This is a genomic window from Clostridium tertium (assembly GCF_017873245.1).
Lineage (GTDB): Bacteria > Bacillota > Clostridia > Clostridiales > Clostridiaceae > Clostridium > Clostridium tertium.
Map to the genome: position 1 here is coordinate 93,675 of NZ_JAGGJY010000013.1, position 24,569 is coordinate 118,243.

23 protein-coding genes are annotated in these 24,569 nt (G+C 28.7%); 2 read left to right on the forward strand and 21 right to left on the reverse strand.

The window, feature by feature from the left end; translation table 11 throughout:
- Positions 1–18: 18 nt before the first annotated feature.
- The 16 genes from J2Z25_RS14095 to J2Z25_RS14170 form a co-directional block, all read right to left on the reverse strand.
- Positions 19–915: a radical SAM protein gene (locus tag J2Z25_RS14095; protein ID WP_209741053.1), complete on the reverse strand. Its 897-nt coding sequence runs from the start codon at positions 913–915 to the stop codon at positions 19–21.
- 15 nt (positions 916–930) lie between these two features.
- Positions 931–2,901, reverse strand: a complete 1,971-nt coding sequence (gene uvrB, locus J2Z25_RS14100; protein ID WP_209741054.1) for an excinuclease ABC subunit UvrB — start codon at positions 2,899–2,901, stop codon at positions 931–933.
- Between the two features lie 235 nt (positions 2,902–3,136).
- The gene (locus J2Z25_RS14105) at positions 3,137–4,405 is read right to left on the reverse strand and encodes a PDZ domain-containing protein (protein ID WP_099346682.1); all 1,269 of its coding nucleotides are present in this window, start codon (positions 4,403–4,405) and stop codon (positions 3,137–3,139) included.
- Positions 4,406–4,416: 11 nt separating this feature from the next.
- Positions 4,417–5,679: a S41 family peptidase gene (locus J2Z25_RS14110; protein WP_008676257.1), complete on the reverse strand. Its 1,263-nt coding sequence runs from the start codon at positions 5,677–5,679 to the stop codon at positions 4,417–4,419.
- Between the two features lie 138 nt (positions 5,680–5,817).
- Entirely contained in the window at positions 5,818–6,708 is an 891-nt protein-coding gene (ftsX, locus tag J2Z25_RS14115; protein ID WP_209741055.1) for a permease-like cell division protein FtsX, read from the reverse strand.
- Positions 6,698–7,384 carry a cell division ATP-binding protein FtsE gene (gene ftsE / locus J2Z25_RS14120; protein ID WP_209741056.1) on the reverse strand — a complete coding sequence of 229 codons (687 nt, stop codon included), beginning with the start codon at positions 7,382–7,384 and terminating at the stop codon, positions 6,698–6,700. The genes ftsX and ftsE overlap by 11 nt, the downstream gene beginning before the upstream one ends.
- Positions 7,385–7,537: 153 nt before the next feature.
- Complete coding sequence (locus J2Z25_RS14125; RefSeq protein WP_008676253.1) at positions 7,538–8,374, reverse strand: YitT family protein; 837 nt, start codon at positions 8,372–8,374, stop codon at positions 7,538–7,540.
- 45 nt (positions 8,375–8,419) lie between these two features.
- Entirely contained in the window at positions 8,420–9,265 is an 846-nt protein-coding gene (locus tag J2Z25_RS14130; RefSeq protein ID WP_008676250.1) for a YitT family protein, read from the reverse strand.
- A gap of 238 nt (positions 9,266–9,503) precedes the next feature.
- Positions 9,504–10,448: a transketolase family protein gene (locus J2Z25_RS14135; protein WP_209741057.1), complete on the reverse strand. Its 945-nt coding sequence runs from the start codon at positions 10,446–10,448 to the stop codon at positions 9,504–9,506.
- Positions 10,448–11,272, reverse strand: a complete 825-nt coding sequence (locus tag J2Z25_RS14140; RefSeq protein ID WP_195624176.1) for a transketolase — start codon at positions 11,270–11,272, stop codon at positions 10,448–10,450. The genes J2Z25_RS14135 and J2Z25_RS14140 overlap by 1 nt, the downstream gene beginning before the upstream one ends.
- A gap of 260 nt (positions 11,273–11,532) precedes the next feature.
- The gene (locus tag J2Z25_RS14145) at positions 11,533–11,886 is read right to left on the reverse strand and encodes a type II toxin-antitoxin system PemK/MazF family toxin (protein ID WP_035284811.1); all 354 of its coding nucleotides are present in this window, start codon (positions 11,884–11,886) and stop codon (positions 11,533–11,535) included.
- Positions 11,887–11,894: 8 nt separating this feature from the next.
- Positions 11,895–12,137: a hypothetical protein gene (locus J2Z25_RS14150; protein ID WP_008676240.1), complete on the reverse strand. Its 243-nt coding sequence runs from the start codon at positions 12,135–12,137 to the stop codon at positions 11,895–11,897.
- Between the two features lie 332 nt (positions 12,138–12,469).
- Positions 12,470–13,081: a germination lipoprotein GerS-related protein gene (locus tag J2Z25_RS14155; protein ID WP_209741058.1), complete on the reverse strand. Its 612-nt coding sequence runs from the start codon at positions 13,079–13,081 to the stop codon at positions 12,470–12,472.
- 73 nt (positions 13,082–13,154) lie between these two features.
- Positions 13,155–14,651: an NAD(P)H-hydrate dehydratase gene (locus J2Z25_RS14160; protein WP_209741059.1), complete on the reverse strand. Its 1,497-nt coding sequence runs from the start codon at positions 14,649–14,651 to the stop codon at positions 13,155–13,157.
- Positions 14,651–15,019 (reverse strand): holo-ACP synthase, encoded by a 369-nt coding sequence (acpS, locus tag J2Z25_RS14165; protein WP_142419326.1) that lies wholly within the window; start codon positions 15,017–15,019, stop codon positions 14,651–14,653. The genes J2Z25_RS14160 and acpS overlap by 1 nt, the downstream gene beginning before the upstream one ends.
- Positions 15,020–15,088: 69 nt before the next feature.
- The gene (locus J2Z25_RS14170) at positions 15,089–15,394 is read right to left on the reverse strand and encodes a DUF6514 family protein (protein ID WP_142419327.1); all 306 of its coding nucleotides are present in this window, start codon (positions 15,392–15,394) and stop codon (positions 15,089–15,091) included.
- Positions 15,395–15,880: 486 nt separating this feature from the next.
- On the opposite strand from J2Z25_RS14170, the gene J2Z25_RS14175 reads away from it, so the two are divergent.
- On the forward strand, positions 15,881–18,514 hold the full coding sequence (locus J2Z25_RS14175) for an FAD-dependent oxidoreductase (RefSeq protein ID WP_209741060.1): 2,634 nt from the start codon (positions 15,881–15,883) through the stop codon (positions 18,512–18,514).
- A gap of 95 nt (positions 18,515–18,609) precedes the next feature.
- Here J2Z25_RS14175 and J2Z25_RS14180 read toward each other — a convergent pair whose 3' ends face one another.
- Together J2Z25_RS14180 and J2Z25_RS14185 are read right to left on the reverse strand one after the other, a co-directional pair.
- Entirely contained in the window at positions 18,610–18,981 is a 372-nt protein-coding gene (locus tag J2Z25_RS14180) for a single-stranded DNA-binding protein (protein WP_008676231.1), read from the reverse strand.
- Between the two features lie 146 nt (positions 18,982–19,127).
- Positions 19,128–19,970 (reverse strand): YihY/virulence factor BrkB family protein, encoded by an 843-nt coding sequence (locus J2Z25_RS14185; protein ID WP_008676230.1) that lies wholly within the window; start codon positions 19,968–19,970, stop codon positions 19,128–19,130.
- A 225-nt stretch (positions 19,971–20,195) separates the two neighbouring features.
- Between J2Z25_RS14185 and J2Z25_RS14190 the strand changes: the two genes are divergently transcribed.
- Positions 20,196–21,074 (forward strand): aldose 1-epimerase family protein, encoded by an 879-nt coding sequence (locus J2Z25_RS14190; RefSeq protein ID WP_209741061.1) that lies wholly within the window; start codon positions 20,196–20,198, stop codon positions 21,072–21,074.
- 171 nt (positions 21,075–21,245) lie between these two features.
- Here J2Z25_RS14190 and J2Z25_RS14195 read toward each other — a convergent pair whose 3' ends face one another.
- The 3 genes from J2Z25_RS14195 to J2Z25_RS14205 form a co-directional block, all read right to left on the reverse strand.
- Entirely contained in the window at positions 21,246–21,878 is a 633-nt protein-coding gene (locus J2Z25_RS14195) for a cyclase family protein (RefSeq protein ID WP_209741062.1), read from the reverse strand.
- 21 nt (positions 21,879–21,899) lie between these two features.
- Entirely contained in the window at positions 21,900–24,188 is a 2,289-nt protein-coding gene (locus tag J2Z25_RS14200; protein WP_209741063.1) for a helicase C-terminal domain-containing protein, read from the reverse strand.
- Positions 24,189–24,409: 221 nt separating this feature from the next.
- On the reverse strand, positions 24,410–24,553 hold the full coding sequence (locus J2Z25_RS14205; protein WP_083854743.1) for a YvrJ family protein: 144 nt from the start codon (positions 24,551–24,553) through the stop codon (positions 24,410–24,412).
- Positions 24,554–24,569 lie beyond the last annotated feature (16 nt).

Sequence of the window (24,569 nt, forward strand, 5' to 3'; positions counted from 1 at the left end):
AGGGCTTAATGCCCTTTTCTAAACTCCTTCAAAATTAAATAATGGGATAAAACTTTCCTTATCGGTTCCTTCTTCTTGTATAAATCCATTTTCCACCCCAATACTCAATGCATAATCTATCATTGTATCATAGTGCTTTTGATTTAATGGTTTATTTAATTCTGGATAAGTTTTTACATTTTCAAGTGGTGTATACTGATTCATAATACTAATATAAACTTTATTTCCATATATATTATGAATGTGCTCTATTATCTTTTTGGAATCGAATAATAATCCTGGTAACATAAGATGTCTTATTATTACTCCTTTTTGTATTATTCCTTTTTCATCAAACTCAACTTCACCAACTTGACTTACCATTTCATTAATCGCATCCTTAGCATAATTAAAGTAATCCTTAGCCTTAGAGTATTTACTTGAATATTTTGTATCAAAGTATTTCATATCTGGTAAGTATACATCTATATATCCTTTTAACAACTTTATAGTTTCTACTTTTTCATATCCACTACTATTATAAATTATAGGGAGTTTTAGTCCGTTTTTTCTAGATATAACAATAGCTTCGATTATTTGAGGAACATAATGAGTTGGAGTAACTAAATTTATATTCAAGGCTCCTTTATTTTGCAACTCTATAAATATTTCTGCTAACCGTTCTACAGTTATTTCTTTTCCCCATTCACATTGGCTTATATTGTAATTTTGACAAAATACACACTTTAATGTGCAATGAGAGAAAAATACTGTTCCAGAACCAATATCTCCAGATATACATGGTTCTTCCCAATAATGAAGGGCAGCTCTTGCTACCCTTATTCTATCTCCAGCTCCACAAAACCCTCTTTTGCCGTTTATCCTATTTACACCGCAATTTCTAGGACATAACTTACAGTTTTCTAATAAATTCATCACATTATCACCTAATTACTTACTTTTCAAATCATTAATTATGTCACGTAATTCTGCAGCTCTTTCAAATTGTAAGTTTTTAGCTGCTTCCATCATCTCTTCAGTATATTTCTTGATTAATTTCTTCTTATCCTTTTCCGAAACTTTCTTAGCACCTTCAACCTTATATTCAACTTTTTCTTCTGCTACTTTTGTAGCTTCAATAACTTCCCTTACTTCTTTAATTATAGTTTGAGGAGTAATTCCATGCTCCTCATTATACTTAATTTGAATTTCTCTTCTTCGTTCAGTTTCCTTTATAGCTTTATTCATTGACTTAGTAATATTATCCGCATACATTATTACTTTACTTTCAGAGTTTCTTGCTGCTCTTCCTATAGTTTGAATTAATGAAGTCTCTGAACGTAAGAAGCCTTCTTTATCAGCATCTAATATTGCTACTAATGCAACTTCTGGGATATCTAATCCCTCTCTTAAAAGGTTAATTCCAACTAATACATCAAATTCTCCAAGTCTCAAATCTCTTATAATTTTCATTCTTTCTATTGTTTCTATATCTGAATGCATATATGTAGTTTTAATACCTAGGTCTTTCAAGTATTTAGTTAAATCTTCTGCCATTCTTTTAGTTAGCGTTGTTATAAGAGTCCTAAAGCCTTTCTCTGTAGTTTTCTTAATTTCTGCATATAAATCATCTATTTGACCTTGCACTGGTCTTATTTCTATAACCGGATCAATCAATCCTGTTGGTCTTATAACTTGTTCAGCTATATTTGTTGAATGATCTATTTCATATTGACTTGGAGTCGCACTTACAAAAACTACTTGATTCATTTTTCCTTCAAATTCTGGAAACTTTAATGGTCTATTATCATATGCACACGGTAATCTAAATCCATATTCCACCAACGTATCTTTCCTTGATCTATCACCTGCATACATTGCTCTACATTGTGGTAAAGTAACATGACTTTCATCTATAAACATTAAATAGTCATCTGGAAAATAATCAAGTAATGTTTGAGGTGGAGTTCCTGGATCTCTACCATCTAATATTCTAGAATAGTTTTCTATTCCACTACAATATCCCATTTCTCTAATCATCTCTATATCATAATTAGTTCTTTGTCTCAATCTTTGAGCCTCTAATAACTTCTCCTGACTATTAAGTTCTCTTAATCTATCTTCTAATTCATCTTCAATACTTTTTATAGCTTTTTCTAAAACTTCTGGAGAAGTAGCAAAGTGAGATGCTGGAGAAATAGATACATGATTTCTTTCTCCTAGTATATTTCCAGTTAAAACATCAAACTCTCTAATTCTTTCAATTTCATCTCCAAAGAACTCCACTCTAATTCCTTTATTTGATGAAGAGGCAGGAATTATATCTAAAGAATCTCCCCTAACTCTAAAGCTTCCCCTTGCAAAATCTATGTCATTTCTTTCATATTGTATCTCTATAAGCTTTCTAATTATCTCATCTCTCTCTTTTTCCATTCCTGTCCTTAAAGAAATAGTTAACTTTTTGTATTCTTCCGGATTACCTAAACCGTATATACAAGATACAGATGCAACTATTATTACATCTCTTCTTTCCAATAAAGCCGATGTAGCAGAATGCCTAAGTTTATCAATTTCATCATTTATAGATGCATCTTTTTCTATAAATGTATCCGTTTGTGGTACATACGCTTCAGGCTGATAGTAATCGTAGTATGAAACAAAGTATTCTACAATATTATTAGGAAAAAACTCTTTAAACTCAGAACATAATTGAGCTGCTAATGTTTTATTGTGAGCTAAAATAATTGTTGGTTTTTGAACTCTCTCTATTATATTAGCCATCGTATATGTTTTACCAGATCCAGTTACTCCTAATAAAGTTTGACCTTTATCTCCTCTTTCTATTGAATTTACTAAGCTCTCAATAGCTTGTGGCTGATCTCCAGTTGGCTTAAATTTTGATTCAATCTTAAATTGTGGCATTTTTTCACCCCCATAAATTTTATTTATTATGTTTATATTTTATCCTTTATACTTGCCTTATACAATTAATAATAATCTTTTTATTAAATAAAGTATTAACAATAAAAATAGATGTTCCTAAACTCTTTATTTATCACTAAAACTTAGAATTTCAACATCTTAAATAATTACATTTTTAAATTTTAAATTCTATATTCCATTAATTTAAAAATAATTATAGAAATAAAAAGAAAGCTTATCGCTTTCTCTTCATTTGCTCTAATACTTTTTTAAAGTCATCATTATCTACACTTAATGCATCATCCACTTTAACCATTTTGGGTACAAGAAGTAATCCTAACCTTTTATTCTTTGGTATTATAGTTAAATCGAGCATTTCCCCGGAAATCCTTCTAATTTTAACCGAAATTTCTTCAATACTATCCCTAACTATTTTAAATATTTCTACTTCTGAAACAGTTTTTACATTGTTAACTTCTATTATTTTATCTCCTCGTCTTATCCCCGCTTCATATGCAGGTGATGTTGGTGAAACTTCTAATACAGAAACTCCATCATTATCAGTTACATAAATATATTTTCCAGCTTCCTCAATTTTATTTTGAATTCTAATCATTATTTCATGTCCTAATGGTGCAAAAGCTATAACAACAATTTGTCCAACTACACCAAACTGTGAAACTTGTGCTATCAATGTTAGTAAAACTCCATAAATTAATATTCCAACTCCTGAATAAATAGGCTTTTTAATCTTATCTTTAGTAAATGATACAGAGTTATACCCTATAACTCCATATAATGGTATTGCACCTATTATAGCAGTACTTAATATCAATAATGTTTCTGCTCTATTTATTATTGGCCACCAATTAGGGGTATCAACAACTGATGTCGTAACGCTTGAAATACTTCCTGAAAAAGCTATAAATATAGCTACTGGTAAAGCCCAATATCTATTATATGCAAATCCACCTACTATTTTATCGTTCCTATTAGAAAATACGGGTATAGCTCCTCTACCACCATCAAAAATCACTAGAACTCCTTCAACTACATGCATAATTCCAACGAACGTCATAAGTGATAATATGTTTACATTAATATATGATTCAGTATTAGTTATATTAGATAAAATACCTGACAAAATACTTATCATTCCCAAAACTGCCCCAGAATAAGAAAAACATATAAATCTCTTTTTTATAAATAGTAATAAAATTGATATCATAAACATTATTTCTATTCCAGAATTCTCATTAAATATGATTCCTAAACTACTCATCATTAAACTTACTATAACCCCACCTATTATTCCTAAAGAAATCTGTGATAAAGTAAGTTCTAAAGGGGAGTTAATACTCTCCCCAATAGTCATCTTCTGCATTATTGTTATTCTTTTATTCTTTAAGTAGAACATTATTCCTAAAACTACTAGCATCAATATGTGCATTGGCTCAATTATGGCATATGCTACTGTTCTCAATGTATATAGTATTAACTCCATCTGTGAGCCTCCTATTTTAACTTATCTTTCATCGCCTCTACTGCTTTATTAAATTGTGGATCTATACTTCTATCATATTCTTTTGATAAAATTTCTTCAGGAATCGTCACTTCAACATCAGGCTTTATTCCAATTTTGTGTATATTTTCTCCATTAGGCGTATAATACTTTGAAGTTGTTACTTTTAATCCACCATTTCCATCTTTAAATTCTATTAATTGTTGAACTACACCCTTACCAAAACTTGTTGTTCCAATTATAGTTCCCGCACCATAATCTCTTAGTGCTCCAGTAACTACTTCTGATGCTGATGCACTTCCTCCATCTATTAATATTACTAAAGGCATCCCTTCTGCTTCTCCACCTATAGATTTTGATTCTTGTTTATTGCCATATTTATCTACAGTATAAGTTACTACCTCTCCTTTTGGTATAAATTGTGAAGCTACATTAACTGCTTCGCCTAAGAAACCACCTGGATTTCCTCTTAAATCCAGAATCATTCCCTTCATACCTTTATTTTTTAATTCAACTATCTTTTCTTTAAAGTTCTTTGCTACATCTTCATCAAAAGAAGATATTTGTATATATCCTATATTTCCATCTATTATTTCGCCTCTAACTGAAACTACCTTAATCACGTCTCTAACTATTGTTATATCAATTTCTTTTGAGTTTGCTCTAGCAATAGTTAATGTTACTGGTTTTCCTTGCTCACCTTTTATCATAGATACTGTTTTTTCTACATTTGGCTCTGTTATATCTGTACCATCAACCTTTAATATAACGTCTCCGCTTTTTAACCCTGCTTCTTCTGCTGGTGAACCCTCTATAGGCGCTACAACTGTTACTTTATCATCTTTAATTCCAAGCTGAGCCCCTATTCCTACAAAATGCCCTTCACTTTGCTCTACAAATGACTTGTATTCACTCGCATTCATAAATACAGTATATGGATCTTTTAGTGACTGCGTCATTCCTTTAATTGCAGATTCTAAAAGGATATTATCATCTATTTCTCCATCATATTTTGCAAGCAATGCATCCCTTACTTGAAATAACAAATCGTATTTCTTCACATCTTTGATATCATTTAAATCTTTTGCAACATCCTCGCTTACATTCTTTAAACTTAATCCATTAAATGCAAATATATTTCCCATGTAGAAAAACATTATATTTGAAAATAAAAACACTATAACTATCCCCACTATAATTAATGGTTTTTTAAACTTATTATTTCTTCTTCTACTTTTACTATTGTTATCCTCCATATCTTAATACTTCCTTTCATAAAACTCTCCTAGATTATATATACATTATCTATACTACTAGATTTCTTTAAATATGTTTTAAGTGGAGATAAACTCCACTTAAAACATATCAATTATTCTCTCTTTTTATTTAATATTTTATACATCTAAGAATTTTCTTAGTGCAACTATACTTCCTATAGCTCCAACTATTATTCCACCCAAAAGGAATATCCAAGTTAATGTTCCAAGTACAAATCCTGGAACAACTAATGTAACTAGGAACATATTTGATACTATGTAGCCATAAGCCCATTTATATAATCCAAATAGTAATAAGCTTGCAAGTAATGAACCTACTGTACCGATTATCATCCCTTCAATTATAAATGGCCATCTTATAAACCAGTCAGTAGCTCCTACAAACTTCATTATTCCAACTTCTTTTCTTCTTGTATATACTGTTATTTTTGTTGTATTAGTTATTAAGAATATAGATACCCCTGTAAATACAGCAAATAATATTAAGCCAGCTATTCTAACGCCACCGACAAACTTACTTATAGTATTTATCATATCTTGCTGATTTGATATATTTTCTACACCGCTCATATCTTTAACAGCATTACTAATAGCATTTGCATATTCCGGATCTTCTAATTTTACTATAAATGAACTTGGAAGCGGATTGTTTTGTAAATCATATCCTTGTAATAATCCTGGATTATCCTTTAAACTTTCTTTGAAGTTTACAAAGGCTTCTTCCCTTGATTCGTATATTACTTCTTTAGCTCCTTCTTGTTCATTTAATTTCATCTCTATTTCTCTTTGATCTAATAACTTTATATCATCTTTTAAGAAAACTTTAATTTCTACTTTTGACGCAACATCTTCTATTGCCTTATTAAAGTTTAACCCTAATAAAGTAAATGTACCAAATATAAAGAATGTTATTAGTACAGTAATCATTGCTGCCATACTTAATGTTCTGTTTCTTTTAAGACTTTTTAAGGCGTCTATAAAAAAGTACTTTAATGTATTAATCTTCATTTTCGTACATCCCCCTCTTAGTATCTCTTGCTATACATCCTTTCTCTATAGCAATAACTCTCTTCTTCATATTATCAACTATGTCCTTAGCATGAGTCGCCATTAATATAGTTGTACCTGCTCTGTTTATATCCTCTAATAAATCCATTATTTCCTTAGCTGTTTCTGGATCTAAATTCCCCGTTGGTTCATCACATATTAAAACTGATGGATTATTAACTATTGCCCTTGCTAATGCAACTCTTTGTTGCTCTCCTCCTGATAATTCATTTGGGAACATCTTGTACTTATGAGAAAGTCCAACCAAAGATAATACCATAGGAACTCTTTTTCTAATTTCCTTCTGAGAAGCTTCTACAACTCTCATCGCAAAAGCAACATTTTCATATACATTTAATGTAGGTATTAGTCTAAAGTCCTGAAAAACCATACCTATTTTTCTTCTATAATAAGGTATTTGTCTTCTTGTTATTGCTGAAAGTTTTTTTCCTGCAACTGTTATATCCCCAACTGTTGGATCAGTTTCTTTAATTAACATCTTAATAAAAGTTGATTTCCCAGCTCCTGAAGGTCCAACTAAAAATACAAATTCACCTGACTCTATATTTATATTTACATCTGCTAAAGCCTTAACATTATTATCATACAGCTTAGATACATTCTTAAATTCTATCATTTCACAACACCTCGCATAAGCGTATTTTTTTTAAAGTTGTTAAACCCATAGCGTTATTATAGCATAACAAAGTCTAAGGAAAAACTTTTTTTATGCTTTTACAACTAAGAAAATCTATATTTATTCAGTTTTCTGCAAAAATTTCATTATTTCTTAATAATCTGCAAAGCCTTTACCTAAAGCCTCTGTCGATTCACTTACTGTTAAGAACGCTTCTGGATTTTTATTTTTTATAAATTGCTTTAGAGTTATAAATTGTTTTGATGTTAATACAGTATACACTATTGTCATATCTTCTTTTGTATATCCACCTTTTCCAGTTAATATTGTACATCCTCTATCAATATCATTATTTATAAAGTCTACAACTAATTTTTCCTTATTTGTAATTATAAATACTTGCTTAACTGGATTTAATCCTGCAATAAATTTATCAACTAAAATTCCTATTAAAGTCGCACTTAAAAGTCCAAATAACCCTTTTTCTATCCCAAATGAGTAAATAGCCAATAAAGTTACTGTACAATCAGCTAATAGTAATCCTTGACCTATTGGCAAATGAAAATATTTATTAATAATTTTAGCAATTATACTAGTTCCACCTGTTGAAGCATCTTGATAAAACGTGATAGCTGTACCTAAAGCTAATACGGCTGAACCAAATACACATGCTAAAAATAAATTATCTGTAATTGCCTTTGGTTCAAAAAACGATTCAAAAATCCACATTATTACTGACATCATTATAGTAGCATATATACTCTTTGCTCCAAAAGACCCACCGATTAAAAAAAATGCAAGAGCAAACAAGATAAAATTAAATATAAAAACTAATACACTTGGATTAATATCTATTAACTGATTTATAGCTAGAGCTAATCCTGAAACTCCTCCTGCTGCTATATCAAGTGGAAAGAAAAAATACTCTAATCCGAAGGCAACTATTGCTACTCCTATTGTAGATAAAATATATTCTTTTAACTTTTTCATATGTCCTTTTATTCTCCTTCTAATAAATAGTCCCATCCTTAACTATTATTGTATATTTTTAAAACCTTCTCCCATAACCTCATGAACTTCACCAACTGTTATAAATGCTTTTTCATCTACTTTTCCTATATATTGCTTTAACTTTATAAATTCACTTCTTCCTAAGACTGCATATAAAACACAAGTATCTTTTCCTGTAAAACCACCAATACCTTTTAAATATGTGCATCCTCTTTCTAAGTCATTCATTATAAATTTTGCTATTTCGTCATGTTTACTACTTATAATTGTTACTTCCTTACATGCATGGAATCCTTCTATTACCTTATCTATAGCAATTCCGTTAATTATTACTGAAAGCAGTCCATACAGCCCTATGTTTATACCAAAAGTAATAGCCCCTAATAAGGTTACTATAAAATCTACAGCTAATAAAGACTTACCTATATCAATATGAAAAAATTTATTTAGTATTTTTGCTATTGTATCTGTACCTCCAGTCGATGCATTTGCATTAAATACTATTGCCATACCTACAGCTGTAATAAAGGTTCCAAATATTGAAGCTAACATTAAATCATTTGTTATAGCCTGAGGATTAAAGAAATTTTCAATTATAGTCATCATTCCAGCTAAGCTAAAACTTGAAACTATAGTCTTAACCCCAAAATTTTTCCCAAGAAAAATAAATCCAACAACAAACAACACCAAGTCCATAATAAATACTAAAGGTCCAGTTGATATAGCCGGTATATAATAATTTATTACTATTGCAAGTCCTGTTAACCCCCCTGCAGCAATATTATTAGGTATAAAGAAATATTCTAAAGATAGTGCAACCAAAAACACCCCTAGCAATATTAATAGATATTCTTTTATTTTATTATTCATATATATCCCCCTTTCTTCGAGAATTTTTATTATTTTTCCTCATTTTATTGTTTCTTATCCAAATCTTATACTAATATTTTCTTATAATAATTAAATAAACTTCATTTACTATTATATTACTATTTTTGTTAATTGTAATTTAAAATTTAAAAATAAAAAGCTGTAGATAATTTCTACAGCTTTAGTGGTAAATATAGCTATTTTTAGTGATTTATTTTAAATTATTATAGTAAGCTTGTTATTTCTTTAGAGAAATTGCTTTTTTAGCCTTTTCTACAACATTAGCTGATGTTAATCCATACTTTTCTAATAGTTGATTTGGCAATCCACTTTCTCCAAACACATCATTTACTCCAACCTTTAATACTGGTACTGGAATTTCTTCTGTTATTACTTCTGATACAGCTGAACCAAGTCCACCAATTACATTATGTTCTTCAACAGTAACTATAGCTCCTGTTTCTTTTGCAGCTTTAACTAATATTTCCTTATCTATAGGCTTTAATGTATGAATATTTAATACTCTTGCATTAATTCCTTGCTTTCCCAACTCTTCTTTTGCTTCTAATGCAACATCTACCATTATTCCTGTAGCAACTATTGTTACATCATTTCCTTCAGTTAATGTTACACCTTTTCCTATTTTAAATTCATAAGTATTTTCATCATTTATAACATTTACTGCCGCTCTTCCAAGTCTTACATAACAAGGACCATCATATTCTGCAATAGCCTTTATAGCTGATTCAGTTTCTACAGCATCTGCTGGACATATTACAGTCATGTTAGGGATACTCCTCATTAAAGCTAAATCCTCTATAGCTTGATGAGATGCTCCATCTTCTCCTACTGTTAGACCAGCATGAGTTGCACATATTTTAACATTTAACTTTGGATAACAAATAGAGTTTCTAATTTGCTCAAATGCTCTCCCTGCTGCAAACATAGCAAAAGTACTTACATATGGTACTTTACCACAAGTAGACAAACCTGCTGCAACACCCATCATATTTCCTTCTGCTATTCCCATATTAAAAAATCTTTCTTCACAAACAGCTTTAAAATCTGCAGTTTTGGTAGATTTTGAAAGATCTGCATCTAAAACTACTATATTTTCATTTACATTTGCTAATGAAGCTAATGCTTTTCCATAAGCTTCTCTTGTGGCAATCTTCTTACTCATTAATTGTTACCTCCAATTTCTGCTAATGCTTGCTTACATTGTTCTTTATTTGGTGCTGTTCCATGCCATGATGCTTGATTTTCCATGAATGAAACACCTTTACCCTTTATTGTATTACATATAACAACTGTTGGCTTTCCTTTGCAATTTTTAGCTTTTTCTATTGCATTAAGTATTTCATATATATCATGGCCATCTATTACCAAAACGTTCCAACCAAAAGCTTCAAACTTTTTATCTATTGGTGAAGGATTCATAACTTTTGTTATATCTCCATCTATTTGTAAACCATTAAAATCAATAAATGCAGTTAAATTATCTAATTTATAATGAGCTGCTGACATAGCTGCTTCCCAAACTTGACCTTCTTCAAGTTCTCCATCTCCTAAAAGTGCATAAACTCTATAATCTTTATTATCTATCTTACCAGCTAAAGACATTCCTACCGCTACTGAAATACCTTGGCCTAATGATCCAGTCGACATGTCTATTCCAGGTAAGCATTTCATGCTTGGGTGTCCTTGTAATCTTGATCCAATCTTTCTTAAAGTACTTAACTCCTCAACAGGGAAATATCCTCTTCTCGCCAATACACTATATAAAACAGGAGCTGCATGACCTTTAGATAAAACAAATCTATCTCTATCTGCATCCTTAGGATTTTTCGGATCTATGTTCATCTCTCCAAAAAATAATGTAGTTAATATATCTGCCGCTGATAATGAACCACCTGGATGTCCTGAACATGATTCTGTCAACATTGAAACTATATCTCCACGTACAGTTTTAGCTAATGACCTTAATTCTTCAATATTTTTAATCATTTTTTATCCTCCTAAGATTTTAATTTACCTGTAACTATATTGTGCTAAATTTTCTAAAATTATTTTAGCATAATATTTTTATTCTGTATATACTAATTGTTTATTTTTTTCATAAAACATAATATTTATTAGCAAAAGTGCTACTCTATTTATTTATAGTATATCACTTTGCGCTGTGTCTTGTCATTTTCTATATAAATAAAAGAAACCCAATATGGGTTTCTTAAGTATTTAATATACTCTTTTATATAAATAAAACTTTATGCAAGATTTAAACTAATTAATAAAGCTTTATTAACTTTTTTCATATCGGCATCTGTCATATGCCCAATTTTTTCTTTTAGTCTTTTTTTATCCAAAGTCCTTACCTGTTCTAATAAAACAACAGAATCTCTATTTAATCCATATTCTTCTGAAGAAATTTCAACATGAGTAGGTAACTTTGCCTTATTAATCTGAGATGTTATAGCTGCTACTATAACTGTTGGACTATATTTATTACCTATATCATTTTGAATTATTATAACTGGTCTAATTCCACCTTGCTCTGAACCAATAACAGGACTTAAATCTGCATAAAAAATATCCCCTCTTTTTACTACCATAGTCGTCATTAGAAATATCACACTCCGCAAAGCCAGTTCTCATATTCATTAATATCTGCACATTCGCATTCGAAAGGAAGTTGTGAAAGCTCCAAATTAATTTTTGCCATCTCTTCATAGCCAGCTTTCATTAATTTAAAAAATTCCGTATTAAATTGATTTTCATTATATTCTATTAAATCACACTCAATAAATTGACTATTTTTTTTAATTTTAACCGCATTTTTTATAAAATTTAGTTTTTTAACATTTTTAGACATAATTTGCCTCCAGGTAGTAAAAATCTATGTATGAATAAATTATATTGCAAATTATGTCACTTTGTCAAAACTTATGTTTCACTTTTCTTGATTAATTTACTATTTTTATATTTTTTTGTATTTTTATAACTTATTAGAATAAAAATAGCATCACTTTATGATATTTATTATTATTTTTGACTTTCCATATTTATTTAATTCTTATCTACCTGGCTTTTTATTTTTTTCTTAATGTTAAAACTATTGTTTATACTTATGTACTCCATTTTCTCTAATTTCTTAACGTGTACTAATATCAAACTTAAATATTGAACTGGTTATTTTTATTTTACTTATTCTAGCAATCCGCTATCTAATTGCTTTAATTTTTCAAAATCCCTATATACAATTCTTATTCTGTCTTTTCCATCCTTATCATAAATAATAGCTCCTATTGGAGTTTTTTCTTGTTTATCAATAAAAATTTTGACTTTATCTAGATGATCATTTTTTAAAAACACTTCACATGTAAACTCTATATAAGCTGTATCTCCCCACTCTTCTTGTCCTTCTTTAATTCCATTTTCGTCTATAGGATATGATAATAATTTATTTAAAAAGGCTAACGAATGTATCTCATCCATATCATTTTCCATAGTATATTCTTTATTCGAAATACCATCCTTTACTATCACTTTATTATCTCTATATATTTTTGATCTATCTTCTCCAAAATCAATTCTACCACCAATATCCTTTGAATAATATTGTGTAGTTTCTTCCCGTTCTTCTCCTCTCGTATTTTTTATTATATATTCTACTCTTGTACTATAACACTTTATCTCTTTTAAAGATTTTATTATTTCCTCATTAGTTGGCTCTGCTGTAGCTCTAAATAATATTACTAAAATAATTGATATAAAAGGTATACACACCATAAGTATTAATAATAATTTCTTTTTCATAAACCCTCCTAAAGCTTTACTATTTATAATTACTAATATTAGCCTTAATCAGATTTTATTCATACTTTAATCTTTAACCAACTATATAATTCATAACTTTAGATATATTTTCTATAACTTCAGATGCTACTGTACAATATTTTTCATGGGATGCAAATTCTCCTGCTACTCCATGTATATATGTGCCAAGCAAGGCTGAATTTATAAGTGAATGACTCTGTCCTATTAACGCTGAAATAATTCCAGTTAGGCAGTCCCCCATGCCTCCTGAAGCCATTTTGCTATTACCTGAATTATTTATGTAAACATTATTCCCATCTGTGATTACAGTATTATATCCCTTCAATACAACTATAATCTCATTTTCCTTTGCATATCTCTTAGCTACCTCTAGTCTATTATCTTCAACAAATGATATAGATCTACCTATAAGCCTTGCCATTTCTCCTGGGTGTGGAGTAAATATCGCTTTTCCTTTTAAAGCATTCATCATGCTCTTATCTCTTGCTATTAATTGAAGTGCACCTGCATCGACTACGAAAAACTTATCTCCATGATTCCCTATATCACTCAATATATCTTTATATACTTTTTCTTCAGTCATGCCAGGTCCTATTGCAATTACATCTGAATCATTCAATAGTTTTTTTACCTTATCTCTCTCCTCTATATCTAAAGTCATTGCTTCAATTAACTTACAACTTAATTTATCTTGTACATATTTCGAAGACACTAAAGTCGTTAAACCGGCCCCTGATTTAACACATGCTTCAGTAGCTATATATGCTGCTCCCGTATATCCTTTGCTACCTGCTAAAATTGCAACTTTTCCGTACTTTCCTTTATGACCATATAAACTTCTCTTTTTTAATATTTGTGCATATTGATCCCTATCTAAAATAAATATATTTTCCGAATTAACTTTCTTAGCATCCTCTGGAATGCCTATATTCAAAACATTAAGCTCCCCTAAATAACTTAATGCTTTATACTCAATAAATCCCCTTTTTATAACTTCAAACGTATAAGTTATATCAGCTTCTATAGATGCCCCCATTATCTCCCCATTATCTGCATTTAGGCCTGATGGAACATCAATACTCACTTTTATACCAACGCATTCATTTATGATATTAATTAATTTTATATAAAAAGAATCTAAATTTCTATTTAATCCTACTCCAAAAATACAATCTATCGCAATATTATAATTGTTACATGTAGGTATTAAACTTTTAATATCTTCATCAGTTTTTATATAGGCAATATTAGTTGTAATCTTTTCTAATATATTTAGATTAATAGAAAAATCGCTAGAACATTTACCAGCTCTGTTTATAATAACTACATAAACATCTTTATTTTTTAAAATTAATTTTCTTGCAATAGCTAATCCGTCCCCACCATTATTTCCATTTCCACAAAAAACAATAAATTTTTCTCCTAAGTTGACTACTTTATTTACTATCTCATTTGCTGCATTTTCCATGAGGACTATGCTTGGTATCCCAATCTCATCTATAGTGTATCTATCTACCTTTTTACATTTATTTGTTGACATTATATACATTATGATTCCTCCAAAATAGCAAAGGCTATTGCTGATGTATTATTATGTGATATTGATAAATTCAATTTATATGATTTTCCTATTAATCTATCTATATTATCACTTAAAAATACTATTGGCTTTCCTAACTCATCCCTTAAAACCTCTATTTCTCTTAATGAAAATCCCCTTATACCAGTACCAAATGATTTGCTTATTGCTTCTTTAGCTGCGAAATTTCCTGCAATTACTTCATATCTCATATTTCTCTCTTTAAACATTTCTATTTCTTTATTTGTAAATACCTTTTCCACAAACCCATTTGTTTTATCCACAGCTTTTCTTATTCTATTTATTTCAATTATGTCCGTTCCTATTCCAATTATCATAAAAATCACCTCTAAATATATTTTACTATAAATATTAGATTTTATATGATTTTTACCCATACTTTAAAATTATAAATTAAAATCTGATACATATTCATCAACATACTCTCCTAATATGTCAACAAGGTGTATTGGAGATACTTGATTATCATGTATCAAACTAAGAAGTTCTTTAACTTTTTCTTCTATATTTGAAATCTTTCTGATTTCATCCCTCTCTATATTTACTACATTTCCTTCTATTAAATCTTGCCTCTCTGCCTCTATACCAAATGCTTGTCCACCATAGAAGTCCTCACTTATAATCCTATAAGCATATCTGCTTTCTTTTTCTTCATTTTTTGTAACATTGTACAAGCTATCAACAATATACATTTTATTCCCCCCTTTATCAGCTATTAATTAATTTATTAACCACTACATTAAAAACATAACATAGATAATATTAAAACAATGTCAAACATTGTTTGTTTCATATATAAAATATTCCTTTATATTTTTACAATATTTTCTTTGTAGATTTCAGATATATAACATCAATTAATTTCAATTAAATTTTCACTCAAAAAACCTATAGTTCATTTGTCGATTTAAGTATTTTCCTATTATTAGGTTTATCTAATTTATAGTTATATTGCTGATTTAGTAATAATATTAGCTTATTATTGTTAAACTACATTTAATTATAATTTTTTGATATAAAAAAATATTTTATTTGAATTAAGAATATAAAATGCAAATTTATAATAAATATTTTAAATAGTTATTGATATTGTTAATAATTAGACATATAATATTTTTTATAGTAACTTTTATAATAATTATTATTATATAATATTAATTTAAGGCAGGTGTCGATTTATGAAATCTTTAGAGTTAAAAAAAAATATACATTGGGTTGGAGCTCTTGACCCAAATTTAAGAATTTTTGATATTATTATGTACACACCTTATGGAACAAGCTATAACTCATATGTAGTTAAAGGTAGCGAAAAGACCGCTGTATTTGAAACTGTTAAGGTTGAATTTTTTGATGAATATATAGAAAGATTAAAAGATTTAGATTTAGATATTACTAATATTGACTATATCGTTGTTGACCATACGGAGCCTGACCACGCTGGATCAGTTGCTAAGTTGTTAGAAATTTCACCAAATGCTAAAGTAGTCGGTTCAGCTCCCGCGATTAAATTTATGAAAAAAATTGCAAATAGAGATTTTGAATCTATAACTGTTGGTGATGGAGATACATTAAGCTTGGGAAATAAAACATTACAATTTATTTCAGCTCCTTTCTTACATTGGCCAGATTCAATATACACTTATGTCCCTGAAGATGAAGTTTTAATAACTTGTGATTCATTTGGATCTCACTATTCATCTGAAGCAATAATAAATAGTAAAGTTGAAAATAAAGATCATTACATGGAAGCACTAAAATACTACTTTGATTGTATTTTTGGACCATATAAGCCATATGTATTAAAAGCCATTAAGAAGATTGAAAATTTAGAAATTGATATGATTTTACCAGGACATGGTCCAGTTCTAGTGGAAGAACCAATGAAAATAGTTGAAACTTATAGAAAGTGGAGTACTCCTGAAAGTCCAGCCAAAGATGGAAAGAAGATTGTTACGATTCCTTATGTTTCAGCATACGGATACACTGAAACACTAGCTAAAGAAATAGCCAAAGGCATAGAGGCTGCTGGTAACATTGAAGTTAGATTATTTAACGTTATACATCATGAGATAGGTGATATAGTTAACAGCATAGGAGAATCTGATGGATTATTATGTGGTTCACCTACTATAGTTGGTGAATTACTTGAACCAATTCGTGACATACTTTCAAAGTTAAACCCAGTTGTTCACGGCGGAAAATTGGCAGCTGCATTTGGATCATACGGTTGGAGTGGTGAAGCTATTCCTAGAATGGAAGTAAGATTTAAAGAATTAAATATGAAACTTTATGGCCCGAGCCTAAAAATAAACTTCAAGCCATCTGATGATGAATTAAAAGAAGCTTATGAATTTGGTTTAGGATTTGGAGAAATTATCGTAGGTAAAAAGGCTTTTACACCTATGACAAAAGCTAAAACAACAATAGAAGAAATACCTACAAATGGTGGTTTAAAATTATGGAAATGCGTAATTTGTGGAGAAATTTTTGAATCTGAAACTGTTCCTGAAGTTTGTCCTGTATGTGGAGCTGGAAGTGATCAATTTATTGAAATTAAGAGAGAAGATACAAATTACTCAATCGATAAGGAAGAAACCTATGTAATCATAGGTAATGGTGCTGCAGGATTCTATGCTGCAAAAGCTATAAAAGAAAGAAATGAAAGTGCTATTATTAAGATTATATCAAATGAGCCAGAACATTCATATGTTAGAACTCAACTTTCAGATTTAATAACTGAAGAAATTGATGATACTTTCTACCTTGCAAAAACAAATTGGTATAAAGAAAATAATATAATTGAAATTCTTGGAGCTAACGTAAATAGCATAGATAAAGAAACAAAAACAATAAAGTTAGATAATAAGCAAGGAATTCGTTATGATAAACTAGTTTTAGCAAATGGTAGCTACAATTTTGTTCCTCCAACTAAAGTTAAATTTAATGATTCAGAAGTAGAAATAAATTCTTGGACTTATAATACTGTTAAGGGCATTCATACAATCAAAAAGCTTTCTGATGTAGAGTCTCTTAAAAATGAATTACCAAACTCAAAAAATGTTGTTGTTATTGGTGGTGGATTATTAGGATTAGAAGCTGCTTGGGAAATTCAAAAACGTAATATTAATGTTACAGTAGTTGAATTAGCAGAAAGAATGCTTCCTCGTCAATTAGACTCAGAAGGATCTAAATTATTTGAAAGCTTAGTAAATAAAACTCCTGTAAATATCTTATTAGGAGAAGCTGTTGATTTTATAAATGCAGATGAGTCTGGAGTTAAATCAATTCAATTGAAGAGTGGAAAGTTAATTGATGTAGATACTATTATATACTCAGTTGGAGTTAGATCTAATATCTTCTTAGCTCAGCCTTTAGGAATTGAATGTAATAGAGGTATTGTTGTTAACCAATATATGCAAACAAATGTAGAAGATATTTATGCTTGTGGTGATGTAGCTGAACTAGATGGAGTTTATTATGGAAACTGGCCAGCTGCAATAGAAATGGGAAAAGTTGCTGGTGCTAATTCTACTGGTGATAATATTAAATTCGAAAAATTTGTTTCATCAACAGTCTTTGCAGCAATGAATACTCAAATATTCTCTGCTGGAACTATAAACTTCGATGATCCTAATCTAGAAAAAATAGGTTATGTTGATAATACAAATAATAAATATTCAAAACTATTCTTTGCTAACAATAAACTTGTAGGTGGAATATTAATTGGTGATATATCTTCTTCAGTTAAGATAATTAATGGAATTCAAAATGAAGAAGATAAGGCAACTGTATTAAGTAAAGGTACAATTTAAGTCTTAATTTCAAATGTTATATTAAATGTAAAAGGGTAAGCTCTAAGTTATTGCTTACCCTTTTACACTATTTATTTTAATTTATATTTTAAGCTTTAATTTGCAAAATCATCTAAATTTTCTGCTTGTTCTAATTCTTTATCAGTCCTTCTATTTCCTACAAATTTAAAATCTTCTGCTACAACTTCTGCTATATACTTTTTATTTCCATCCTTATCTTCATAGCTTCCAGTTCTTAATCTTCCGCTTAAACTTATATAACTTCCTTTCCTCATATATTGGCAGACTACCTCAGCTTTTCTTCCCCAAACTGTAACTGGGATTAAATCTGCTTTTCTTGTTCCATCTTGTGCTTTAAAATTTCTATCTACTGCAATTATAAATCTAGTGAATACTTTATCACTTCCCTCTAGTGCTCTAAGTTCAGGGTCCCTTATTAATTTTCCTAATAATACTATTTTATTCATTTTTGCACCTCCTGAATATTTCTTCTTTGAGTATATCCACTTAGTATTTTTCTATACAAAAATAAACAAAATATTATATATTTCTAATAAACATTTTGTTATATGCTCAAAGATTAAGAAACTATTTAACTTCTTAATCTTTGAATCTACATTGATTTTCTTATTGATAAAACTGAATTTATCTCAGCCCCTAAAATTAATATCATTGATGTAATATAAAGCCAAGTCATTAATATAAATACAGCTCCCACACTTCCATATAACCTAGAATAATTAGCTATATTATTTATATAATATGAAAATGCTAGTGAAACTACTATCCATCCTAAAGTACTTACAATGGCACCTGGAAAGACCTCTTTCCAAGGAATTTTTCTAGCTGGAGTATATCTATATATACATGCAAATATCCAAATCATCGCAAGTATAACTACTATATACCTGCTTATATTCCATATATTCCTTAATATATTCTGAAATGGAAATACTGATATTAAATATTTACCTATTATCTCTCCAAATACTAACATAGCTAAAGTTAACATTATTATTAACGCTAAAGCTAATGTAAAAAATATTGCTATAAATGCTCTTTTTATAAAAGATCTATGTTCTCTAATATCATAAGCCTTGTTAACCCCCTTTATTACAGCTCTGAATCCTGAAGATGCAGACCACATTGAAAGAACAATAGATGCTCCTAATAAACCTGCATTTTGAGTATCTACTATTTCAACTACTGTAGTATCTACTAAAGTAAAAACATTATTTGGTAATATAGTCCTTAATCCATCTAAAATATCTGCTGAATTTAGTCTACTAAATCCTATTAAAGTTAATAAAAATATTAAAAATGGGAAAAAGGCTAATATTAAATAATATGCAAGCTGAGCTCCTAAAGCAAATATATCATCATTATTAATTTTTACAATGAAATATATTATACTATCTATTACAGATCTCTTATTCTCCTTCTTATCCTTACTCATTAAATCACCACATTATTTATTATTTAATCTTTTATATTATATATCAAACATATAAATTATATTAAATATATTAATTTATAATATTCTATCTTATTTTACTGTTACTTTATATATAATACTACAATACTTTAAAATATATAAGCAAAGCTATCTATTTCTTTCTAAAAAACTTCCAATATAGTATAATTTCTATGTAAGCTATATAAAACAGAAAGGGTGTTTATGATGAAGTATTTTTTAGAAAACGAAAACATAAAAATCTCTACTGATACCTTTGGTGGAGAACTTAATAACTTGTTCAGTAAAAAAAACTCAATTGAGTATTTATGGAATGGAAATGAAGCGTACTGGAAATATCATTCTCCAATCTTATTCCCTATAGTTGGAAAAGTTAAAGATGGAAAGTATATTGTTGATAATAAAGAATATGAATTACCACAACACGGTCTAGCAAGAACTAGAGAGTTTAATATGATTGAAAAAGATGATAATTATATCGTCTTTGAACTTTTATGGTCTGAAGATATATTAAAAGTATATCCATATAAATTTTCTTTAAAGCTTTCATATGAACTTTTAGATAATGGAGTTAAAGTTGGTTATAATGTAACAAATCTTGATGACAAAGATATCTACTTCTCAATTGGTGGCCATCCTGCATTTATGTGTCCATTAATGGATGGAGAAAAATTTGAAGATTATTACTTTGAGTTAAATAAAAAAGAAACTTCTGATTTAATGGAACTTAATAGTAATTTAGGATACTTTACAGGTACTAAGAAGCCATTTTTCAATAATGAAAATATTATAAACTTATCTTTAGACTTATTTAAAGATGATGCTATAGTTTTTGGTGATTTGGAATCAAATATAATAAGCCTAAAATCTAAAAATCATAATAAGAGCTTATCCATGGATTTTTCAGGATTCCCTTATTTAGCTATATGGACTAAACCAACAGGCGCACCTTTTGTTTGTATCGAGCCTTGGTATGGACATGCAGATTTTTATAATTTTAATGGAGAATTTAAAGATAAAGAAGGAATTCAAAAACTTAGCGTTGGAGAATCATTTAAAGCCAGCTACGACTTATATATAGATTAATTTTAGCTATTTTATTTTATACACTATATTTTAATTTATAATACTAAAATTACATTAACTTATTTTAAAACTAAAATATCGATATTAAGTATTAAGTTTATACATGATATCGATATTTCTTATATTCCTGCCTAATAATTAAAACATAATTATATTTGTACACTTTAAACATTAATTCGTTAGTGCAATTGCTCTAACAGGTGAAGCATCTCCATCCTCTATCTTTAATGGAGTAGCTACTAAAGTAAATTTGTCACTATTTATATCATCCAAATTTGTTAAATTCTCGATTATAAGCTTGCCTCTAGATAACACAATATTGTGTATTTCAAAATCTATACTATCAAACTTATCAATTGATATAGCATCTATGCCTATACCTCTTAAACTAAAATCACAAATCCATTTTGCTGCCTCTTCAGTTAGACTTGGAAAATCATTAAAATAGCTTTTTGTTCCCCAATGCCTTTCCCATCCTGTTTTTAATATTAAGAAATCACAGTTCCTTAACTCTTCTTCATATTGAGTTAAATCACTAATTGTTACTTCCTTAATATTAGAAATATCAATCATAAATGCTATTCCTATAAATTCACTTATATTAAATTCTTCAATAGTTTTTCCTTTGTTAATCATATGACTTGGCGCATCTATATGAGTTCCTGTATGTGTACATAGTCTTAATAGCTTCTCATTAAATCCATCCTTTTCAATTGTAGCTATATTATATATTTCAATTTTCTCATCTTTTGTATATGTAGTCATATTTTTATTTATAGTATGACTTAAGTCAATCACTCTCATTTATACTCCCCCTTTATTATTTTATTTAACTATATTCCACTCTTTTGGAAGCAAGCTTTTATACTTTAAAGTAAAATATCTATCATCTATAAGTAATATTCTCCCCTTATCTGTTTCTGTTCTTATGACTCTTCCAGCTGCTTGCATTACTTTATTTATTCCTGGATATATATATGCATAATCAAACCCTTTTTCATCATAATAATCCTTTATTATGTCTCCCTCATTAGATATTTTAGGAAATCCTACTCCTACTATTATGCTTCCTATAAGCCTATTCCCTGGTAGGTCTATCCCCTCAGAAAATATTCCTCCTATAACACAAAAGGCTAGTATATTAGCGCCATCTTGAAATTTATTTATAAAATTCTCCTTTTGGGATTCTGTTAAAATTTCATTCTGACAAATAGTATTCTCCTCACCATATAACTCTATATATCTTTGATATATCTGTTTTAGATATTGATAGGATGGTAAAAATACCATATAGTTGCCTATTTGCTCATTTGCAAATCTATAAATTAATTCACATAGATTATCAACATTATTTTCTCTTTGCTTGAATCTCATGTTAAGCGGATGTCCATAAATCCTTAGATTTTCCTTCTTAAATGGCGATGGCAATTTTATTCTATAACTTTTATCATCCCCTCCAAGCAAATCTATATAATAATTTATTGGGGTTAGTGTTGCAGAAAATATTGTAGTAGAATAACTTTCTTGTACTACTTTAGATAAGTTCTTAGATGGATTAACACAAAACAACTTAACCTTAACATCGTTCTTATTAACTTCTACTAAAGTTACATATTCATCACTATAAAGCTCTGAAATTGATATAAAGCTTCTTATTTCAAAATATAAATCCCTTATTTCATCATAACCTTCTGTGTTTACAGACTTTATAAGATACTCATCGCATTCCTTTAAAAATATTCTTAGTAATTTATATAAGTCCTTATACTGATCCTTTTTATAGATACTAATACTTTCAGCTTCTTGAACTTCTCTTCGTATTTCTATTAATTCCTTATTAATAGAATTTAATGTCTTATATAGATTTGGCACTTTCCCCTTTATAAGTTTACTTGCTTGCATTACCTTACTCTTATAGATTTCTGCACTAAACATATTCCTAGCTCTATCCACAAGATTGTGACCTTCATCCACAAGTAATATATTTTTATCAACATCTTCTTCAAAAAAGCGCTTCAATTTTGCCCTAGGATCAAAAGCATAATTATAATCACATATTATTATGTCACACCATAAACTCAAATCTAATGATAGCTCAAAAGGACATACTTTATTATCTCTCGCATATCCTTCAATCTTCTGTCTTGTAAAGTTGTCTTCTTTTCCAAGCATATCAAATATAACATCATTTACCTTATCATAGTAATCTACTGCATATTCACAGTGCTCTGGATTACAATTAGTTTTATCCTTAAAACAAATTTTCTCCTTGGATGTTAATGTAATATTTCTACACTTAAGCCCATTATCCTTTAACTTATTTACCGATTCTTCTGCTACAGTTCTAGTTATTGTTTTAGCTGTTAAATATACAATTCTTTCTCCTCTATCTTCTCCTAAAGATTTTACAGCAGGAAATATAGTTGATATTGTTTTGCCTATTCCTGTAGGTGCTTGAGCAAACAATACTGCTTTTTCCTTTATTGTGTTAAAACAAGTAACAGCTAACTCCTTTTGTCCTTTTCTATAATTATCAAAAGGAAATTTTAATGCTTTTATAGATTCGTTTCTTATACTATTTAACTTAGACTTTAATAATATCCATTTTTTATATTCATTTATTATAAAATCAATATACTTTTCTAATTCATTAAACCTAAATCTTTTATCAAAGCTTTTTACTTCTTCAGTTTCTATATTAAAATAACTCAACCTTATATTTATTTCTTCCAATTTATTTTGAATAGAATATATATATGCATAAAACTTTCCTTGAGCCCAATGTAATTCATTATAATCTTCATCTATATATATAAGCGATTTCATTGTGGATTTTATTTCTTCTATGTAAATATTATTATCCTCTATAATAATACCATCAGCTCTTCCTTCCACTAATAATGTCACATCTCCAATTTCAAAGGCATGTTCCATTCTTACTTCTTTTTGATACTGACTATATATTGACTCATTACTACTTTGTAGTTTTTGATGCGCTAACGTCCCTTCTAGAGCTCTACTTTTTCCCATATACCTATCATCTAAACTACCAGTTTTTAAAACATATTCTATTATTCCTCTAACAGATTCCTTAATAATTATTTTATTCTTCATTAAAGTTCTTTCCTATCTATATATTTTAAATAATATATGCTTCTATTTTTACTATTTTATTTAAATAAGCATATTAACTATTTAATATATTGCTAGTCTTAATAAATACTGCATTAAGCAAAACATATATATATTATAATCCTAAAAGCTAATATTTAATAGGCTCTAAAATCAATAAGGTATTGCTACTTATTATTAACAATACCTTATTTTGAAAGCTTTTATTTAATTGAATTTATAGTTTGTGATAGATTATTTATGCTATTAGTAAGACTTTCTAGCTTCCCTTCTATTCTTATTAATAAATATAAGGAAATTGCTATAGGAAAGCCTAGATTAGCTACTAAGTTAACTATCTCTTCCATAAAATCACCCCACTAT

Coding starts and splice junctions, on each gene's coding strand:
- J2Z25_RS14095 (WP_209741053.1), bottom strand. CDS start 915: ATGAATTTATTAGAAAACTGTAAGTTATGTCCTAGAAATTGCGGTGTA.
- uvrB (WP_209741054.1), bottom strand. CDS start 2,901: ATGCCACAATTTAAGATTGAATCAAAATTTAAGCCAACTGGAGATCAG.
- J2Z25_RS14105 (WP_099346682.1), bottom strand. CDS start 4,405: ATGGAGTTAATACTATATACATTGAGAACAGTAGCATATGCCATAATT.
- J2Z25_RS14110 (WP_008676257.1), bottom strand. CDS start 5,679: ATGGAGGATAACAATAGTAAAAGTAGAAGAAGAAATAATAAGTTTAAA.
- ftsX (WP_209741055.1), bottom strand. CDS start 6,708: ATGAAGATTAATACATTAAAGTACTTTTTTATAGACGCCTTAAAAAGT.
- ftsE (WP_209741056.1), bottom strand. CDS start 7,384: ATGATAGAATTTAAGAATGTATCTAAGCTGTATGATAATAATGTTAAG.
- J2Z25_RS14125 (WP_008676253.1), bottom strand. CDS start 8,374: ATGAAAAAGTTAAAAGAATATATTTTATCTACAATAGGAGTAGCAATA.
- J2Z25_RS14130 (WP_008676250.1), bottom strand. CDS start 9,265: ATGAATAATAAAATAAAAGAATATCTATTAATATTGCTAGGGGTGTTT.
- J2Z25_RS14135 (WP_209741057.1), bottom strand. CDS start 10,448: ATGAGTAAGAAGATTGCCACAAGAGAAGCTTATGGAAAAGCATTAGCT.
- J2Z25_RS14140 (WP_195624176.1), bottom strand. CDS start 11,272: ATGATTAAAAATATTGAAGAATTAAGGTCATTAGCTAAAACTGTACGT.
- J2Z25_RS14145 (WP_035284811.1), bottom strand. CDS start 11,886: ATGACGACTATGGTAGTAAAAAGAGGGGATATTTTTTATGCAGATTTA.
- J2Z25_RS14150 (WP_008676240.1), bottom strand. CDS start 12,137: ATGTCTAAAAATGTTAAAAAACTAAATTTTATAAAAAATGCGGTTAAA.
- J2Z25_RS14155 (WP_209741058.1), bottom strand. CDS start 13,081: ATGAAAAAGAAATTATTATTAATACTTATGGTGTGTATACCTTTTATA.
- J2Z25_RS14160 (WP_209741059.1), bottom strand. CDS start 14,651: ATGTATATAATGTCAACAAATAAATGTAAAAAGGTAGATAGATACACT.
- acpS (WP_142419326.1), bottom strand. CDS start 15,019: ATGATAATTGGAATAGGAACGGACATAATTGAAATAAATAGAATAAGA.
- J2Z25_RS14170 (WP_142419327.1), bottom strand. CDS start 15,394: ATGTATATTGTTGATAGCTTGTACAATGTTACAAAAAATGAAGAAAAA.
- J2Z25_RS14175 (WP_209741060.1), top strand. CDS start 15,881: ATGAAATCTTTAGAGTTAAAAAAAAATATACATTGGGTTGGAGCTCTT.
- J2Z25_RS14180 (WP_008676231.1), bottom strand. CDS start 18,981: ATGAATAAAATAGTATTATTAGGAAAATTAATAAGGGACCCTGAACTT.
- J2Z25_RS14185 (WP_008676230.1), bottom strand. CDS start 19,970: ATGAGTAAGGATAAGAAGGAGAATAAGAGATCTGTAATAGATAGTATA.
- J2Z25_RS14190 (WP_209741061.1), top strand. CDS start 20,196: ATGAAGTATTTTTTAGAAAACGAAAACATAAAAATCTCTACTGATACC.
- J2Z25_RS14195 (WP_209741062.1), bottom strand. CDS start 21,878: ATGAGAGTGATTGACTTAAGTCATACTATAAATAAAAATATGACTACA.
- J2Z25_RS14200 (WP_209741063.1), bottom strand. CDS start 24,188: ATGAAGAATAAAATAATTATTAAGGAATCTGTTAGAGGAATAATAGAA.
- J2Z25_RS14205 (WP_083854743.1), bottom strand. CDS start 24,553: ATGGAAGAGATAGTTAACTTAGTAGCTAATCTAGGCTTTCCTATAGCA.